This window comes from Phyllobacterium phragmitis (assembly GCF_002980495.1).
GTDB lineage: Bacteria > Pseudomonadota > Alphaproteobacteria > Rhizobiales > Rhizobiaceae > Paramesorhizobium > Paramesorhizobium phragmitis.
In genome coordinates this window covers 20,311-35,599 of the sequence record NZ_PVBR01000032.1, presented here as the reverse complement: position 1 = coordinate 35,599, position 15,289 = coordinate 20,311, and the positions used below count along the sequence as shown (strand labels likewise).

The 15,289-nt window shown below is 63.4% G+C and carries 17 protein-coding genes; 16 read left to right on the top strand and 1 reads right to left on the bottom strand.

All coding sequences use genetic code 11. From position 1 onward, the window contains the following. From tnpB to C5748_RS25285, 16 genes are all read left to right on the top strand, one after another. Window positions 1-314 (top strand): IS66 family insertion sequence element accessory protein TnpB (tnpB, locus tag C5748_RS25360; protein ID WP_146119626.1); only part of this gene is annotated, 314 nt, incomplete at its 5' end. Window positions 315-378: 64 nt separating this feature from the next. After that, window positions 379-1,983: an IS66 family transposase gene (gene tnpC, locus C5748_RS25355; RefSeq protein ID WP_105745548.1), complete on the top strand. Its 1,605-nt coding sequence runs from the start codon at window positions 379-381 to the stop codon at window positions 1,981-1,983. A 326-nt stretch (window positions 1,984-2,309) separates the two neighbouring features. Continuing rightward, window positions 2,310-3,287, top strand: a complete 978-nt coding sequence (gene trbB, locus C5748_RS25350) for a P-type conjugative transfer ATPase TrbB (protein WP_105745546.1) — start codon at window positions 2,310-2,312, stop codon at window positions 3,285-3,287. Continuing rightward, window positions 3,284-3,616 (top strand): TrbC/VirB2 family type IV secretion system protein, encoded by a 333-nt coding sequence (locus C5748_RS25345; RefSeq protein ID WP_105745544.1) that lies wholly within the window; start codon window positions 3,284-3,286, stop codon window positions 3,614-3,616. Before trbB ends, C5748_RS25345 begins: the two co-directional genes overlap by 4 nt. Next, the gene (locus tag C5748_RS25340) at window positions 3,616-3,897 is read left to right on the top strand and encodes a VirB3 family type IV secretion system protein (protein ID WP_105745542.1); all 282 of its coding nucleotides are present in this window, start codon (window positions 3,616-3,618) and stop codon (window positions 3,895-3,897) included. Before C5748_RS25345 ends, C5748_RS25340 begins: the two co-directional genes overlap by 1 nt. A 10-nt stretch (window positions 3,898-3,907) precedes the next feature. After that, complete coding sequence (gene trbE, locus C5748_RS25335; protein WP_105745540.1) at window positions 3,908-6,457, top strand: conjugal transfer protein TrbE; 2,550 nt, start codon at window positions 3,908-3,910, stop codon at window positions 6,455-6,457. Then, complete coding sequence (gene trbJ / locus C5748_RS25330) at window positions 6,454-7,239, top strand: P-type conjugative transfer protein TrbJ (RefSeq protein WP_105745538.1); 786 nt, start codon at window positions 6,454-6,456, stop codon at window positions 7,237-7,239. Before trbE ends, trbJ begins: the two co-directional genes overlap by 4 nt. Before the next feature lie 19 nt (window positions 7,240-7,258). Further along, window positions 7,259-7,552, top strand: a complete 294-nt coding sequence (trbK-alt, locus tag C5748_RS25325) for a putative entry exclusion protein TrbK-alt (protein ID WP_105745536.1) — start codon at window positions 7,259-7,261, stop codon at window positions 7,550-7,552. A 3-nt stretch (window positions 7,553-7,555) separates the two neighbouring features. Continuing rightward, entirely contained in the window at window positions 7,556-8,926 is a 1,371-nt protein-coding gene (gene trbL / locus C5748_RS25320) for a P-type conjugative transfer protein TrbL (protein WP_105745534.1), read from the top strand. Continuing rightward, window positions 8,923-9,612: a conjugal transfer protein TrbF gene (gene trbF / locus C5748_RS25315; protein ID WP_105745532.1), complete on the top strand. Its 690-nt coding sequence runs from the start codon at window positions 8,923-8,925 to the stop codon at window positions 9,610-9,612. Before trbL ends, trbF begins: the two co-directional genes overlap by 4 nt. Next, window positions 9,609-10,625, top strand: coding sequence for a P-type conjugative transfer protein TrbG (gene trbG / locus C5748_RS25310; RefSeq protein WP_105745530.1), 1,017 nt, complete (start codon window positions 9,609-9,611; stop codon window positions 10,623-10,625). The genes trbF and trbG overlap by 4 nt, the downstream gene beginning before the upstream one ends. Next, window positions 10,622-11,749, top strand: coding sequence for a TraB/TrbI/VirB10 family type IV secretion system protein (locus C5748_RS25305; protein WP_105745528.1), 1,128 nt, complete (start codon window positions 10,622-10,624; stop codon window positions 11,747-11,749). The genes trbG and C5748_RS25305 overlap by 4 nt, the downstream gene beginning before the upstream one ends. 38 nt (window positions 11,750-11,787) lie before the next feature. Further along, complete coding sequence (locus C5748_RS25300; protein WP_146119625.1) at window positions 11,788-12,306, top strand: hypothetical protein; 519 nt, start codon at window positions 11,788-11,790, stop codon at window positions 12,304-12,306. Window positions 12,307-12,328: 22 nt separating this feature from the next. Beyond that, complete coding sequence (locus C5748_RS25295) at window positions 12,329-13,126, top strand: tyrosine-type recombinase/integrase (RefSeq protein ID WP_105745524.1); 798 nt, start codon at window positions 12,329-12,331, stop codon at window positions 13,124-13,126. After that, a complete protein-coding gene (locus tag C5748_RS25290; protein ID WP_105745555.1) occupies window positions 13,123-14,058 on the top strand; it encodes a tyrosine-type recombinase/integrase in 936 nt (311 codons plus the stop codon). Before C5748_RS25295 ends, C5748_RS25290 begins: the two co-directional genes overlap by 4 nt. Beyond that, on the top strand, window positions 14,055-14,858 hold the full coding sequence (locus C5748_RS25285) for a tyrosine-type recombinase/integrase (protein WP_105745523.1): 804 nt from the start codon (window positions 14,055-14,057) through the stop codon (window positions 14,856-14,858). Before C5748_RS25290 ends, C5748_RS25285 begins: the two co-directional genes overlap by 4 nt. On the opposite strand, the gene tnpA is transcribed toward C5748_RS25285, so the two are convergent. After that, a complete protein-coding gene (gene tnpA, locus C5748_RS25280; RefSeq protein ID WP_105745522.1) occupies window positions 14,851-15,279 on the bottom strand; it encodes an IS200/IS605 family transposase in 429 nt (142 codons plus the stop codon). The genes C5748_RS25285 and tnpA overlap by 8 nt on opposite strands. Window positions 15,280-15,289: the final 10 nt, after the last annotated feature.

Below are 15,289 nucleotides of genomic sequence, written 5' to 3'. Positions count from 1 at the left end.
ACCCGATCGATTGCCGCGCCTTGCGACGCACACTCCTTGCTGTCCGGAATACGGATGAAACGGGTGCGTCACCGTCGCAAACTGCAACGAGGCAGAGGAACTGCCTGTATTTCCAACTGACCTACAAGCGGCTCGAAGCCGACAGGTTCCGCTGGCCCCGCAGAGCGGAAACGGTGCTGACGCTGACGACGGAGCAACTGCATTGGCTTCTGGACGGCATCGATATCGATGCTGTGTCCCGGCACCCGGTGCGACGCTATCATAGTGTCGCCGGGATCATGCCGGACTCCGATAATCGCGTCCTGCTGTCATAGCTTCGGCCCGCCTCTGGCGAGAAAATCGTTGACGTGGCGGGGGGCTCCTGATTCAAGAATCGAGATGAATCCAACGTGTTCGACGTCAGATCCCGATGAACTGCTCGCCCGGATCGCTGCGCTGAAGGCGGAGAACGGGAAACTCGTCCAGAAGGTTGCGGAACTTGAGGAGGCGCTCGTTCTTGCCAATCTCAAGCTCTACGGGCCGAGCAGCGAAAAGCTCGATGATCGCGTCTTCAATGAGGCGGAACAGGCCGCCGGGACTGAGAACGCCGAGGAATACGGCGATGACGGTGGTGACGACGCCGTCATCGATTTGCCGGATACCGGGCTTGCCGAGCCAAAGGAACAACCCCGGAAAAAACGTGGGCGCAAGCGCCTGCCGGCTCATCTGCCGCGTGAGCGTGTCGAATACGACCTGCGGGCAGATCAAAAGCTTTGCCCTTGCTGCCGGCATCCGCTGCATAGAATGGGCGAAGTCGTCACCGAACAGTTGCATGTGGTGGTGAGCGCGAAGGTCCTGCAGAATGCACGGGCCAAATACGCCTGCCGGAACTGCGAGCGCACCGGCATCACCACGCCTGTGGTGATCGCGCCAATGCCGGCGCAACCTTTACCGGGCAGCGTCGCCACGCCTTCGACGCTGGCCTTGACGCTTGTCGGCAAATACGTGGATGGCACGCCGCTTTATCGTCTGTCGCAGGCATTTGACCGGATCAATGTGCCGATGAGCCGTGGAGCACTCGGCAATTGGGTCATTCGCGCGTGCGATCTGCACCTGAACCGCATTTATGACGCCCTGAAGGAAAAGCTTCTGGCACAGCCTGTCATCCATGGCGATGAGACCTGGGTGCAGGTGCTGAAGGAAAAGGGCCGGAAGGCTCAGAACAAGTCCTACATGTGGGCCTTTCGCAGCGCACAGGACAGCGAACAGCCAATCGTGTTGTTCGAATACCAGCCCGGTCGTGGTCAGCAGTATCCTCAGGCGTTCCTTGGCGACTATCGCGGTCTTCTGATCAGCGATGGTTACGAAGCCTGGCGCACGATCAGGGGCGCAACGCATTTTGGTTGCATGGCGCATGCGCGCAGGAAGTTCAACGATGCGCTCAAGGCCATGAAGAAGCCCGGCGGCGCTCCGATGGAAGCCATGAAGGTGTTCGCGGCGCTTTACCAGATCGAAAAGCAGGCACAGGAAGACGAACCCGGTGACGGTGAAACACGCCACGCCTATACATTGCGGTTGCGTCAGCAACATAGTGTGCCGGTGTTGAATAGCTTCAGGGAATGGCTTGAAACACTCTCCGGGAAGATAGCGCCGAAAAGCAAGCTTGGCAGGGCCATCTCCTATACGCTGAACCAGTGGGATTACCTGGTCCGCTACACCAGCGATGGCCGAGTTCCGATCGACAACAACGTACTCGAACGCGATATCAGGCCCTTTTGTACTGGAAGAAAGAGCTGGCTCTTCAGCGACACCGTGGATGGGGCAAAGGCGAGTGCGGTGGTTTACAGTCTGGTGCTGACCTGTCGGGCTTGCGGCGTTGATCCCTTCAAGTGGCTGAGCCACGTCCTGACCGAACTGCCCAGGCGCAACAGGGACGACCCGGATATAGACGATCTGCTGCCCTTCAACTTTGCCGGGCGCGAGGAAATCACGAACGCCGCCTGAGCGGCCTTCGTGCCGACCAGGGTGTCCACCTTGAAAGGGTACCCCTATCGGGCCTCCCTCGTCATAACTTCCAGCATTCCGAGCCACTCGCAAGAATTTACACCAAAAACCAAGGGGTACACCTTCAAGGTGGACACCTTGAAGAAGCCGTGCAACGAAAACCGCGCTTACTAAGCTACTGATACGCTACCCATCCTATTTGCCGCCGATCACCGCCGATGCCCGCACGCGCGTAAATAGGTGTTGAACCGGCCCGATTTCAGGTTCTTTTAATCGATCCCGATGCGGGGACCATCTGTGGCGCCCCGTAAGGAAACGGGGACGATATGACTGCCAACCACCACAAACAGGCGATCGCACGCGGCGCACGCATGTTGCGCACTGCGCTTGGCGCCTCCATCGCGCAGCTTCTGGAAGACCCCGCCGTCATCGAGGTCATGTTGAATCCGGACGGACGTATCTGGGTGGATCGGCTGTCGGAAGGCCTGGCCGATACCGGCGAGATGATGTCGCCCGCCGATGGCGAACGCATCGTGCGCCTGGTCGCACATCATGTCGGCGCGGAGGTTCATGTGCGCAGTCCCCGCGTCTCGGCCGAACTGCCGGAAAGCGGTGAACGATTTGAAGGCTTATTACCTCCGGTCGTTGCTGCGCCTGCCTTCGCCATCCGCAAGCCGGCCGTAGCTGTGTTTACGCTCGACGATTATGTGGCCGCCGGCATCATGACCAGCCTTCAGGCAGAAGTGCTGCGGTTGAATGTTGCGACACGCGCCAACATCCTCGTGGCGGGCGGCACCTCGACCGGCAAGACCACGCTGACCAACGCCCTGCTCGCCGAAGTGGCAAAAACGCAGGACCGCGTCGTCATCATCGAGGACACGCGCGAGCTGCAATGCGCCGCGCCCAATCTCGTCACCATGCGCACCAAGGATGGCGTCGCCTCGCTCTCCGATCTGGTGCGCTCATCGCTGCGTCTGCGTCCCGACCGCATTCCCATCGGCGAGGTGCGCGGCTCTGAGGCCCTCGACCTTCTGAAAGCATGGGGCACCGGTCACCCCGGCGGCATCGGCACCATCCATGCCGGTTCAGGTATCGGCGCGCTGCGCCGCCTTGAACAGCTCATCCAGGAGGCCGTGGTCACGGTCCCGCGCGCCCTGATCGCCGAGACGATCGACCTCGTTGCCGTGCTTTCGGGGCGCGGCTCGGCGCGCAAACTGGTCGAACTCGCCCGCGTCAAAGGGCTCGGCCCGGATGGCGACTACCGCATCACCCAAGCAATCAGCCCAAAGGGAGAACCCGAATGATCCGTCATGCCCGGCGTGTGCGTCGCCACATCGCGACAGCAGCCGCTGTTACCTATGTCAGTCTCTTCCTCACGCCGGTCGCTCATGCCTCCGGTTCGTCCATGCCGTGGGAAGCGCCGCTGCAATCCATCCTCGAATCCATCGAAGGTCCGGTGGCGAAGATCATCGCCGTCATCATCATTATCATGACCGGGCTGACGCTGGCCTTTGGCGACAGCTCGGGCGGTGCCCGCAAGCTGATCCAGATCGTCTTCGGCCTCTCCATCGCTTTTGCGGCGTCGAGCTTCTTTCTCAGCTTCTTCAGCTTCGGCGGCGGGGCGCTCGTCTGATGGCGGCCGTTCTCGAACAGCTCGACGCTGTGCCGGGCTTCACCGTCGCGGTTCACAGGGCGCTGACCGAGCCGATCCTGCTCGGCGGTGCTCCACGCTCCATCGCCATTATGAACGGCACGCTGGCCGGGGCCGTGGGTCTTGGCCTGCGCCTGTGGCTGGTCGGTATCGCGATCTGGGCGGTCGGGCATTTCGCGGTCGTGTGGGCGGCAAAGCGCGATCCGCTCTTTGTGGAAGTCGGCCGCAGGCATCTGCGCATCCCGGCTTTTCTGGCAGTGTGAAGGAGCAGTTATGATGAACCTTGCCGAATACCGCCGCACCGCCGCCCGTCTCGCTGATTATCTGCCCTGGGCCGCGCTGGTCGGCGAAGGCGTGGTGCTCAACAAGGACGGTTCGTTCCAGCGCACCGCGAAATTCCGTGGACCCGATCTGGATTCAGCCGTCGCCGCAGAGCTGGTCGCGGTGGCCAGCCGCATCAATAGCGCTTTTCGTCGCCTGGGCTCCGGCTGGAGCATCTTCGTCGAAGCACAGCGCAGCGAGGCCGCGACCTATCCCGACAACCTTTTTCCCGATCCCGCTTCCGTACTGGTCGATGCCGAGCGGAAGGCTGCGTTCGTGGAAGCCGGCGCGCATTTCGAGTCGGGCTATTTCCTGACTTTCCTCTGGCTACCGGCCGCCGAGGACGCCGCACGTGCGGAAACCTGGCTCTATGAGGGTCGTGAGCAATCCGGTGTGAACCCATGGGAGGTCCTGCGTGGCTTTTCGGATCGTACCGACCGCGTATTGACACTGCTTGACGGTTTCATGCCGGAATGCCGCTGGCTCGATGATGGCGAGACGCTGACTTTCCTCCATTCCACCATCTCGACCAACCGCCATCGCGTGCGCGTGCCCGAGACACCGATGCATCTCGACGCACTGCTGGCCGATCAGCCATTGACCGGTGGGTTGGAGCCGCGCCTTGGCGACCAGCACCTGCGCATCCTGACCATCGTGGGGTTTCCCACCGCGACGACGCCGGGCCTGCTCGACGAGATGAACCGGCTACCGTTCCCCTATCGCTGGAGCACGCGGTCGATCCTGCTCGACAAACTGGAGGCGACGCGGCTGCTGACCAAAATCCGCCGCCAATGGTTCGCCAAGCGCAAATCCATCGCAGCGATCCTCAAGGAGGTGATGACCAACGAGCAATCCGCGCTCGTGGACACCGATGCCGCCAACAAGGCGGCCGACGCCGACATGGCGCTGCAGGAACTCGGCGCGGATGTCGCTGGTATGGCCTATGTCACCGCGACCGTCACTGTCTGGGACGCCGATCCCCGCATCGCCGACGAGAAGCTGCGGCTGGTCGAGAAGGTTGTTCAAGGCCGCGATTTCACGGCCATGCCGGAAACCGTCAACGCCGTCGATGCCTGGCTCGGCTCGTTGCCCGGACATGCCTACGCCAATGTCCGCCAGCCACCCATCAGCACTTTGAATCTCGCCCACATGATCCCGCTTTCAGCGGTGTGGGCGGGGCCGGAACGGGACGAGCATTTCGGCGCACCCCCGCTGCTTTATGCCAGGACCGAAGGCTCAACCCCGTTCCGGTTTTCCCTTCATGTCGGCGATGTGGGCCATACCCTCGTCGTCGGCCCGACCGGCGCGGGCAAGTCCGTGCTGCTAGCGCTCATGGCCTTGCAGTTCCGCCGCTATGAGCAAGCGCAGGTCTTCGCCTTCGACTTCGGCGGCTCGATCCGGGCCGCCGCGCTCTCCATGGGCGGCGACTGGCACGATCTCGGTGGAAACACCGCCACCGTCTCAGCCGACAACATCGCCGATCCCGTGGAACGCGCACTGGCCGAGGCGATGGCAGCGGAGATCAACGCCGTCTCGCTGCAACCGCTCGCTCGCATCCACGATACCTATGAACGCGCCTGGGCGGCGGATTGGATCGTCGCCATCCTCATGCGCGAGGGCATCCAGATCACGCCCGAGGTGAAGGAGCATATCTGGACGGCGCTGACCTCGCTCGCCTCCGCACCGGTTGAGGAACGGACCATCACCGGCCTGGCCGTCCTGCTGCAATCCAACGACCTCAAGCAAGCCCTCCGACCGTTTTGCGTCGGTGGTCCCTATGGCCGGCTGCTCGACGCCGAGGCCGAACATCTCGGCAGTTCGGACGTGCTGGTGTTCGAGATCGAGGGACTGGTCGGCACCGACGCGGCCCCGGCCGTGCTGTCCTACCTGTTCCATCGCATCGGGGACCGGCTCGACGGACGGCCGACGCTGCTCATCATCGACGAAGGCTGGCTTGCGCTGGATGACGAGGGTTTCGCCGGTCAGCTCCGCGAATGGCTGAAGACGCTGCGCAAGAAGAACGCCAGCGTCATCTTCGCCACGCAGTCGCTATCGGATATCGACGGCAGCAACATCGCGCCCGCCATCATCGAAAGCTGCCCGACACGGCTCTTGTTGCCGAACGAACGGGCCATCGAACCGCAGATCACGGCCATCTATCACCGCTTCGGCCTCAATGACCGCCAGATCGAGATCCTCGCGCGAGCAACGCCCAAGCGGGACTATTACTGCCAGTCGCGGCGCGGCAATCGCCTGTTCGATCTGGGTCTGTCGGAAGTCGGGCTCGCGCTGTGCGCCGCTTCCTCCAAATCCGATCAGGCCGCCATCGAACGCATCGTCGCCGAGCATGGCCGCGACGGCTTCCTCGCCGCCTGGCTGCGCCTGCGCGGCGTCGATTGGGCGGCCGACCTCATCCCCAACCTCACCAATCTCGCCGACCGGCCGGAATCCGCCGGACCGATCGTGCCCGATAGCGCTCTAGCAAAGGAGACCCTGTTATGATCCGCATTCGCATTCCTCACCTTGCCGGTGTTTCGGCGCTTGCGCTGGCATTGGCTGTGCCGGCCGCGCTTTCGCCCATGCTGGCGACCCCGGCCCACGCACAATTCGGCTTCGGCCGGATCGTTTTCGACCCCTCCAACTATGCCGAAAACGTGCTCACGGCCGCACGCACGCTGGAGCAGATCAACAATCAGATCCAGAGCCTCCAGAACGAGGCGACGATGCTCATCAATCAGGCTCGCAATCTGGCGAGCCTGCCATATTCCTCGCTCCAGCAGCTTCAGCAGAACGTGCAGCGCACGCAGCAGCTCTTGAGCCAAGCGCAAAACATCGCCTTCGACGTGCAGAACATCGACCAGATGTTCCAGAGCACATATGGCAACGTGTCGCTCTCAGCCACCGACCAGGAGCTTGTCGCTGGCGCGCGCAGCCGCTGGCAGAACACCGTGGGCGGCTTGCAAGACGCCATGCGGGTTCAGGCCGGTGTCGTCGGCAACATCGACACCAACCGCACCCAGATGTCCGCCCTTGTCGGGCAAAGCCAAGGGGCGACGGGCGCATTGCAGGCGACGCAGGCCGGCAATCAGCTTCTCGCCCTCCAGTCGCAGCAGCTCTCCGACCTGATCGCGCTGATGTCGGCCAACGGCCGCGCTGGTGCCCTGAGCGAAGCCGAGCGCGCCACGGCGGCCGAACAGGGACGCGAACAGCGTCGCCGCTTCCTGACGCCCGGCACCGGCTATCAGCCCGGCAACGCGCAGATGTTCAACAACGGCAACAACTGACGAACGGGAGGGGCGTCCGATGGACGGAAAGATGCTGGCCCGGCTCGGTGCGATCATATTCGTCGCCATCGCCATCGCCATCACCGCTACGGTGATCGAAATGACCCGCAAGGAGGAACCGGCGCCAGCCCGTTCGGCGGCGACGCTTCGGCCGTCTGCCGATCCGCTTCGAGACAGTCTGCGCCGCTGCCAACAACTTGGCGAGGCGGCCGTAAGAAATCCCGAATGTCTCGCGACCTGGGTCGAGTCCCGCGACCGTTTCCTTGGACGGCCCCCGACGCCTGCCTCACCGCAATCCAGCGAAGGGCGGTGAACCATGGAGGGCACAGGTGTCATCGACAACTTCCTCGGGGTCTTCACCCGCTATATCGACAGCGGATTCGGCCTGCTCGGCGGCGAGGTGGCGTTCATCGCCACCACCTTGATCGTCATCGACGTGACGCTCGCCGCCCTGTTCTGGAGCTGGGGCGCGGATGACGACATCATCGCCCGGCTGGTCAAGAAGACGCTGTTCGTCGGTGTCTTCGCCTATCTCATTGGCAACTGGAACAATCTGGCGAACATCGTCTTCGACAGCTTCGCCGGTCTCGGCCTCAAGGGCTCCGGCACCAGCTTCACGACGGCCGATCTTCTCAAACCGGGAAAGGTTGCGCAGACCGGCCTCGACGCCGGCCGCCCGCTGCTCGACTCCATCTCCAGCCTGATGGGCTACTGGTCCTTCTTCGAGAACTTCATCCAGATCGCCTGCCTGCTCTTTGCCTGGGCGCTGGTCATCCTCGCCTTTTTCATTCTCGCCATCCAGCTCTTCGTCACGCTGATCGAGTTCAAGCTGACGACGCTGGCCGGATTCGTGCTGATCCCGTTCGGCCTGTTCGGCAAGACCGCCTTCATGGCCGAGCGCGTGCTTGGCAATGTCATTTCGTCCGGCATCAAGGTGCTGGTTCTCGCCGTCATCATCGGCATCGGCTCGACACTGTTCAGCCAGTTCACCGTCGGGTTTGGCGACGAGACGCCAAGCATCGACGACGCCATGGCAATCGTGCTTGCAGCTCTTTCCCTTCTCGGCCTGGGCATCTTCGGTCCCGGCATCGCTTCCGGCCTCGTATCCGGTGGCCCTCAGCTTGGCGCTGGCGCAGCCGTGGGCACGGGCCTTGCGGCGGGTGGCATGGTGCTGGCCGGAGGTGCTGCGGCTGGTGGTGCGGCCATGCTCGGCGCGAAGGGCGGCGCTGCTGCGCTATCGGGTGGAGCCGCCGCCGTTCGCGGGGGCGCTGCCGCTGCAGGAGCCGCATCAGCCGCCTATAGCGTCGGTTCGCTCGGCCAGACCGGGGCGGCGGGCGTGGCTTCCGGCATTGGCGGCGTTGCCCGTGCCGCAGGCTCCGCCGCCGTTTCGCCGTTGAAGCGCGCCGCCTCGAAAGCATCCGAAAGTGTCAAATCCAGCTTCTCCGGTGGCGCACGCGGAGCCTTTGGCCTGACCGGCGGCTCATCCACCGCAGGAACGCTCAGTGGCGCAAGCGCCGCCCCCGCAGCCGCAACGTCCCCGACTGCCGGTTCCCCGGCCTGGGCGCAGCGCATGCAGCGCTCCCAGGCGCTCAACCACGGCACGACCATGGCCGCCCATGCCGTTCGATCAGGTGACAGCCACGGCTCCGGCTCTTCCGTCAATCTTTCCGAAAGTGACCGCTCATGAACATCTTCAAACGACCATCGACCCATTACGGCAAATCGCCCGAACCCGAAACGCCCTACCAGAAGGCCGCTCAAGTCTGGGACGAACGCATCGGCTCTGCCCGCGTGCAGGCGAAAAACTGGCGTTACATGGCCTTCGGCTCGCTGATCCTCTCGGCCGGCTTCGCCGCAGCGCTTGTCTGGCAATCGGCGCGCGGAACCGTCGTGCCGTGGGTGGTACAGGTCGATAATCTCGGCCAGGCGCAGACCGTCGCGCCGGCCGTCGCCGACTATCGGCCGACAGATCCGCAGGTCGCATGGCATCTCGGCCGCTTCATCGAACAGGTTCGCGCGATCCCGGCCGACCCGATCATTGTCCGGCAGAACTGGCTTCGCGCCTATGAATGGACGACTGACCGGGGTGCGGCGGCCTTGAACGACTACGCCCGCAGCAATGACCCGTTCACGCGCGTCGGCCGCCAGCAGGTTGCCGTCGAGGTGTCGTCAGTCATTCGCGCATCGCCGGATTCGTTCAGGGTTGCATGGACCGAGCGCCACTATGAGAACGGGCAGCTCTCTACCACCGAGCGCTGGACCGCGATCCTGACCATCGTGATCCAGACGCCGCGCGACGCCGAACGCCTGCGTGCCAATCCACTCGGCATCTACGTCAACGCCATCAACTGGTCGCGGGAGATGAGCCAATGAGCCCGACCATTTCCAGATCGGTCATGCCGACTTTCCGTAAACCCGCCCTCGCGGCTTTGCTGCTGTCCGCGACCATGCTGGCCGGCTGTGCCACCAAAAGGACGCCTCAGTTCAGCTATGACGCGGACGTGCCGTCGCTGCCCGTGGTGCAGGCCGCCGTCACCGATGATCGGCCGCGGCCGCTGCATGTTCCCCCGGCCTGGACCGTCGCACGCGGCGGCACGGCCGCCGGCACGCCAACCGGCCGTGTCGAGAATGCCAATGCCGCCGCTCGTGTCGAGCCTCGCCGCGAAGGCTATTACAACGCCATCCAGATTTACCCTTGGAGCGAAGGTGCGCTCTATCAGGTCTATGCAGCCGTCGGACAGATCACCAGCATCGTGCTGGAGCCGGGCGAGAGCCTGACCGGCGCGGGGCCGATCGCGGCTGGTGACACCGCACGCTGGATCATCGGCGACACGGAAAGCGGTTCGGGAGCGATGCGTCGCGTGCATGTGCTGGTGAAGCCGACGCGGCCGGACATCTCCACGAATCTCGTCATCACCACCAATCGTCGTATCTACATGATCGAGCTGCATGCGCGGGAATCGCTTTACATGCCCGCCGTCGCCTGGGCCTATCCCGCGCCGCCTGCCGGGCAGCGCCAGACGGTTTCAGCCGCACCCGTCATTCCAGCCGAGGCCGCGCGCAACTATCGCTACGGCCTGACCGGCGACAGTCCGCCATGGCGGCCCATCTCCGTCTTCGATGATGGCAGGCGCGTCTATGTCGTCTTCCCGCGTGGCATCGTGCAGGGCGAGATGCCGCCGATCTTCGTGCTCGGCTCCGATGGTGAGCCGCAGATCGTCAACAGCCGCATCCACCAGAACATCCTGATCGTCGACCGCCTGTTCGGCGCGGCCGAGCTGCGCCTTGGCAGCGGCGCGCGCCAGCAGACGGTCAGGATCGTTCGCATCAACCCGACGCGGACGACCACGACAACGGCGGCGACCACAGGAGGGCCGTCGTCATGAGCGACACTGAAACCAATGCCGCGCCGATGCGGTTGCGCGCCGAGCCACCGCGCGTCACGCGCCTTTCCCGCAAGATGCTCGCTGGCGTCGGCGCTGTCGCGCTCCTCGGCATCGGCGGCGCACTGATCTACGCGCTCCAGACCCGCGACGCGGGACCGGGTGGCGAAGAACTCTATTCGACCGAGAACCGGCCCACGGCGGACGGGCTCTCCGGTCTGCCGCGCGACTATACCGGCCCGGTCCTGGGGCCGGCTTTGCCCGGCGATCTCGGCCGGCCGATCCTCGACGCGCAGACCAGGGGGCAGCCGGTTGCGCCGCCCGTCATGACGACGCCCGCCGTCGATCCCGAGGAACAGCGCCGTCTTGCCGAGGAAGAAGCCGCGCGCGTCAGCCGCGTCTTCTTCCAGACCGCGCCGGGAACCGGGACAGCCACCGGCTCCGCAAGCCCGAGCCTCGCCGGACTTGGTGTTGCTGGGCAGGCCGGTGCGACCGGCACGCAGGATCGGCATGCGGCTTTCCTCAACGGTCCCGTTGACCGGCGCACTATCGCGCCCGATCGCGTCATGCCGCCGGCATCGCCCTACATCCTTCAGGCCGGGGCCGTCATACCGGCAGCGCTCATCACCGGCATCCGTTCGGACCTGCCGGGCCAGATCACGGCGCAAGTGACGGAGAACGTCTATGACAGCCCGACCGGCAGCCTACTCCTGATCCCGCAGGGCACGCGCATCATTGGCCAATACGATGACGGCGTTACCTTCGGCCAGCGCAGGGTGCTCTTGGTGTGGAACCGCCTGATCCTGCCGGGCGGCCGCTCCATCGTTCTCGAGCGCCAGCCCGGCGCGGACGCCAGCGGTTATGCCGGCCTTGAGGATGGCGTCGACTACCATTGGTGGGATCTGATGAAAGCGGCCGGGCTGTCCACGCTGCTCGGCATCGGCACCGAACTGGCGACCGACGATGAGGACCGGTTGATCCGCGCCATCCGCGACGGGGCGCAGGACACCATCAACCAGGCCGGCCAGCAGATTATCCAGCGCCAGTTGCAGGTTGCGCCGACGCTGACCATCCGGCCGGGCTTCCCGGTCAGAGTCATGGTGACACGCGATCTCGTATTCCGTTAACGGAATACGAGGTCATATGCCGCCTTCGGGACTATGCCGTGTTTGATATGCATCTGCTTCCTTTCCATGGTATTGTTGAAGTTGTCGGTCGGCATAATCCGGTTCAGTCGGACCCGGCCGATGGAGCTATTCCGATGATCAGGGCCTGCAGAAAGCGGCCCTGTCGGCTTCGTGCCGAAGGGCCGCTGGCTCCTTACTTCGAGCCATATTCCGAATACCTCGCCGAGCGCGGATATTCGCAGGTTGCTTATTGGCACAAAACATTCCTCATCAACGAGTTCAGCCGATGGCTGTGCGACAAGAGGATTGCGGTTGGCGAAATCACGGCCGAACATGAGGTGGCGTTTCTGCTCTACAGCGCCAAGTGCCGGCGTCCCAAGCGTGGTGATCCTGCATCTCTGAGTGGCATCACGCGTTGGCTTCGGGACAAGTGCGTCATCGAGAGCAGAGACATTGCTTCGATCGGACTGTCCGGCGTCGAGGCGATATTGCAGGAATATGCAGATTGGCTGCGAGATGAACGTGGCCTAGCGCCATCCACGGCGGAGGAACTATAGCGGTTATGTGAGGCGCTTTCTGATGAGCGTCTGCGGCGCAGAAGAGCCGCAACTCGCCGGTATCAGCGCCCGCCAGATCACCGACTATATCCGGCGCAACGCGCCGCGTGGACGCACATTCTCGCAAGCCAAAAACATCGTTACGTCTCTGCGTTCGTTCCTCCGCTTTGCGCGCTATCGCGACTTTATCCAGACGGATCTTGCGGCGGTTGTTCCCAGTGTCGCCGGATGGTCGATGGCATCGATCCCGAGAGCGATGCCGGGGGAGCAGGTTCGAACTCTCCTGGCCGCGAGCAAGACATGCAGAACGCCAGTCGGACTGCGCAACCGGGCGATCCTGTTGCTCCTGGCCCGGCTCGGACTTCGCGCGGGCGAGGTTATCCGGCTCGAATTGGCCGACATCGACTGGAACGAAGGATTCCTGCGCGTGTCGAGCAAGGGGCGCTCGGAACGCCCTATGCCGTTGCCCTATGACGTAGGCGAAGCGATCGCAGCCTATCTTGAACACGGACGGCCGGAATCGACGAGCCGCAACGTGTTTCTGCGCTCGCGGGCGCCGTTCGACGTACTGGGCTCGCATAGCGACATTTGCATGATCGTCCGGCGGGCGCTCACACGCGCAGGAATCAAGGCGAATATTACCGGGTCGCACCAACTGCGTCATGCGCTTGCCGTCGATATGTTGCAGCAGGGGCTGTCGTTGACGGAAATCGGCCAGATGCTGCGGCATCGCAGCGCTGATGCGACGCGCCGATACGCCAAGGTCGATCTCGACGCCTTACGGGAAATCGCTCTGCCATGGCCGGAGACGATGCCATGAACGATCTGCGCGCCGCCATTACCGATTACCTGGACCTGCGCCGTGCTCTGGGATTCAAGCTGGAAACGGATGAACGGTATCTCCTGAATTTTGCAGCATTCATGGAACGGCGCCATGCCACGCACATCACGGTAAAGCTGGCGGCGAAATGGGCGCAGCAACCGGCATCGGTCGACCCGAACTACCACGCCGGCAGGCTGCGTGCCGTCCGCAGCTTCGCGCGCTACCGCATCCTGACGGACCCGCACACCGAGATTCCCCCGACAGACCTGCTGCCACGGCAGAGGATCGCCTTCCAGCCTCATATCTTCAGCAAAGCGGAGATAGAGCGCATTCTGGCGGGAAGTTGGCGACAATGGGCCGGAGCTACCTGGTTCTATTGCCTGGGGCGCTATACGATCTATGGCCTGCTCAGCGTCACCGGGATGCGTGTCGGAGAAGTCCTGAATCTCGATCTCGAGGACGTCGATCTCGACCTGGGTGTCATCACCATCCGCAACGCGAAGTTCGGCAAATCCAGGCTCGTGCCCGTCCACGAGACGACCCGCATCGCTCTGCAACGCTACCGGGAAGAGCGTGAGGCGCATCTGGCCGGCAGGAAGGTCGCGGCCTTCTTCATATCGGTGCCGTGCCGCCGGATTATCCCTTCGGTTCTGGATCGGGCGTTCCGGCGGCTGACCAAAAGAATCGGGATGCGCGGCACCTCGGACCCTACCGGGCCGCGGCTGCATGATCTGAGGCATACGATGGCGGTCGAGGTCTTGCGGCGATGCTACAGCGCCGGCGCGGACCCCGAGCGCCGCTTGCCTGCGTTGTCTACATACCTTGGGCACACCAATCTCAACTACACCTACTGGTATCTGCACCAGAATCCGGAGCTGATGACGGAGGCGGTCGCGCGACTTCAGCAGCGTTGGGAGGCTCCGGTATGACGACCTCGATCCCGACCTTCCCGACGCTGCTGCAACGGTTCTTCACCCAACGCCTGATGCAGGAGAAGCGGGTCAGCGCGAACACGATCAGTTCTTATCGCGACACGTTCAGGCTGCTGCTTCGCTTCGCACAGAAGCGCCTGCATATGTCCCCCGACAAGCTGGCTTTCGAGAAGCTCGACGCCCCGTTCATATCCGCCTTTCTCGCCGAGCTGGAGAAAAAGCGGGGCGTGACCGTCCGTACCCGTAACCTGCGTCTCACCGCGATCCGGTCGTTCTTCCGCTTTGCCGCCTATGAGATGCCGACGCACAGTGCGCAGATACAGCGCGTCCTCGCGATGCCGGCCAAGCGGTTCGACCGCAAGCTGATCGACTTCCTGACGCGCCCCGAGGTCGATGCGCTTCTCGCGGCACCCGACAAGGGCACATGGACCGGCCGCCGGGATCACGCGCTGTTGCTGACCACCCTGCAAACGGGCCTCCGTCTGTCGGAAGCGACAAACCTTCGGCGTCGAAACGTGAAGTTCGGCACGGGCAGTCATGTCGAAATCCTCGGCAAGGGCCGCAAGCAGCGCGTCATCCCGCTTTGCAGGCCTGTCGCCGACGTTCTCGAAGCGTGGCTCGACGAACTGAAGCCCGCCCAGGACGAGGTGGTCTTCCCGAGCGCACGCGGCGGCCGGCTGAGCGCGGATGCCGTGGCTGGTCTTGTGAATGCTCCACCGCCTAAAGGCGGTGGCTTCAAGGTACGGCTCAAAGCCGGATCGGTCCGCCGCTGGCGGACTGGGTGCTGGTTCAGGTAACGTTGAAATTGTCATCGGGCTCCGGCGGCGTCTGGTTCTTGATATATTCAACCCATATTTCGTCCGTTACGTTGCCGCTCGTGGCAACCCAATAACCTCTCGCCCATAAGTGCTGGCCCCAATAGCGCTTGCGCAATATTCCGAACTCACTCAACAGTTTGTGCGAACTGCGGCCTTTCAGATGCTGCACCGCCCGCGATACCGACAGGCTCGGCGGGATCGACACCAGCATATGTACATGGTCACGGTTGACCGACCCCGCATGTATGACCAGATCGTGCGCCCGCGCCGTCTCCCGCAGCAACTCCCGGCAACGGTTGCCAACATCACCCCCAAGCACCGCGTAGCGGTACTTCGTCACCCAAACCAGATGATATTTGCAGTCCCAAATCGTGTGGCTGCCACGCTTGTACGCTTCCATTCAAACATTC

Bases quoted from the DNA above. Each gene is read 5' to 3' on its own strand.
- tnpC (WP_105745548.1), top strand. From the start codon at position 379: ATGAATCCAACGTGTTCGACGTCAGATCCCGATGAACTGCTCGCCCGG.
- trbB (WP_105745546.1), top strand. From the start codon at position 2,310: ATGACTGCCAACCACCACAAACAGGCGATCGCACGCGGCGCACGCATG.
- C5748_RS25345 (WP_105745544.1), top strand. From the start codon at position 3,284: ATGATCCGTCATGCCCGGCGTGTGCGTCGCCACATCGCGACAGCAGCC.
- C5748_RS25340 (WP_105745542.1), top strand. From the start codon at position 3,616: ATGGCGGCCGTTCTCGAACAGCTCGACGCTGTGCCGGGCTTCACCGTC.
- trbE (WP_105745540.1), top strand. From the start codon at position 3,908: ATGATGAACCTTGCCGAATACCGCCGCACCGCCGCCCGTCTCGCTGAT.
- trbJ (WP_105745538.1), top strand. From the start codon at position 6,454: ATGATCCGCATTCGCATTCCTCACCTTGCCGGTGTTTCGGCGCTTGCG.
- trbK-alt (WP_105745536.1), top strand. From the start codon at position 7,259: ATGGACGGAAAGATGCTGGCCCGGCTCGGTGCGATCATATTCGTCGCC.
- trbL (WP_105745534.1), top strand. From the start codon at position 7,556: ATGGAGGGCACAGGTGTCATCGACAACTTCCTCGGGGTCTTCACCCGC.
- trbF (WP_105745532.1), top strand. From the start codon at position 8,923: ATGAACATCTTCAAACGACCATCGACCCATTACGGCAAATCGCCCGAA.
- trbG (WP_105745530.1), top strand. From the start codon at position 9,609: ATGAGCCCGACCATTTCCAGATCGGTCATGCCGACTTTCCGTAAACCC.
- C5748_RS25305 (WP_105745528.1), top strand. From the start codon at position 10,622: ATGAGCGACACTGAAACCAATGCCGCGCCGATGCGGTTGCGCGCCGAG.
- C5748_RS25295 (WP_105745524.1), top strand. From the start codon at position 12,329: ATGAGCGTCTGCGGCGCAGAAGAGCCGCAACTCGCCGGTATCAGCGCC.
- C5748_RS25290 (WP_105745555.1), top strand. From the start codon at position 13,123: ATGAACGATCTGCGCGCCGCCATTACCGATTACCTGGACCTGCGCCGT.
- C5748_RS25285 (WP_105745523.1), top strand. From the start codon at position 14,055: ATGACGACCTCGATCCCGACCTTCCCGACGCTGCTGCAACGGTTCTTC.
- tnpA (WP_105745522.1), bottom strand. From the start codon at position 15,279: ATGGAAGCGTACAAGCGTGGCAGCCACACGATTTGGGACTGCAAATAT.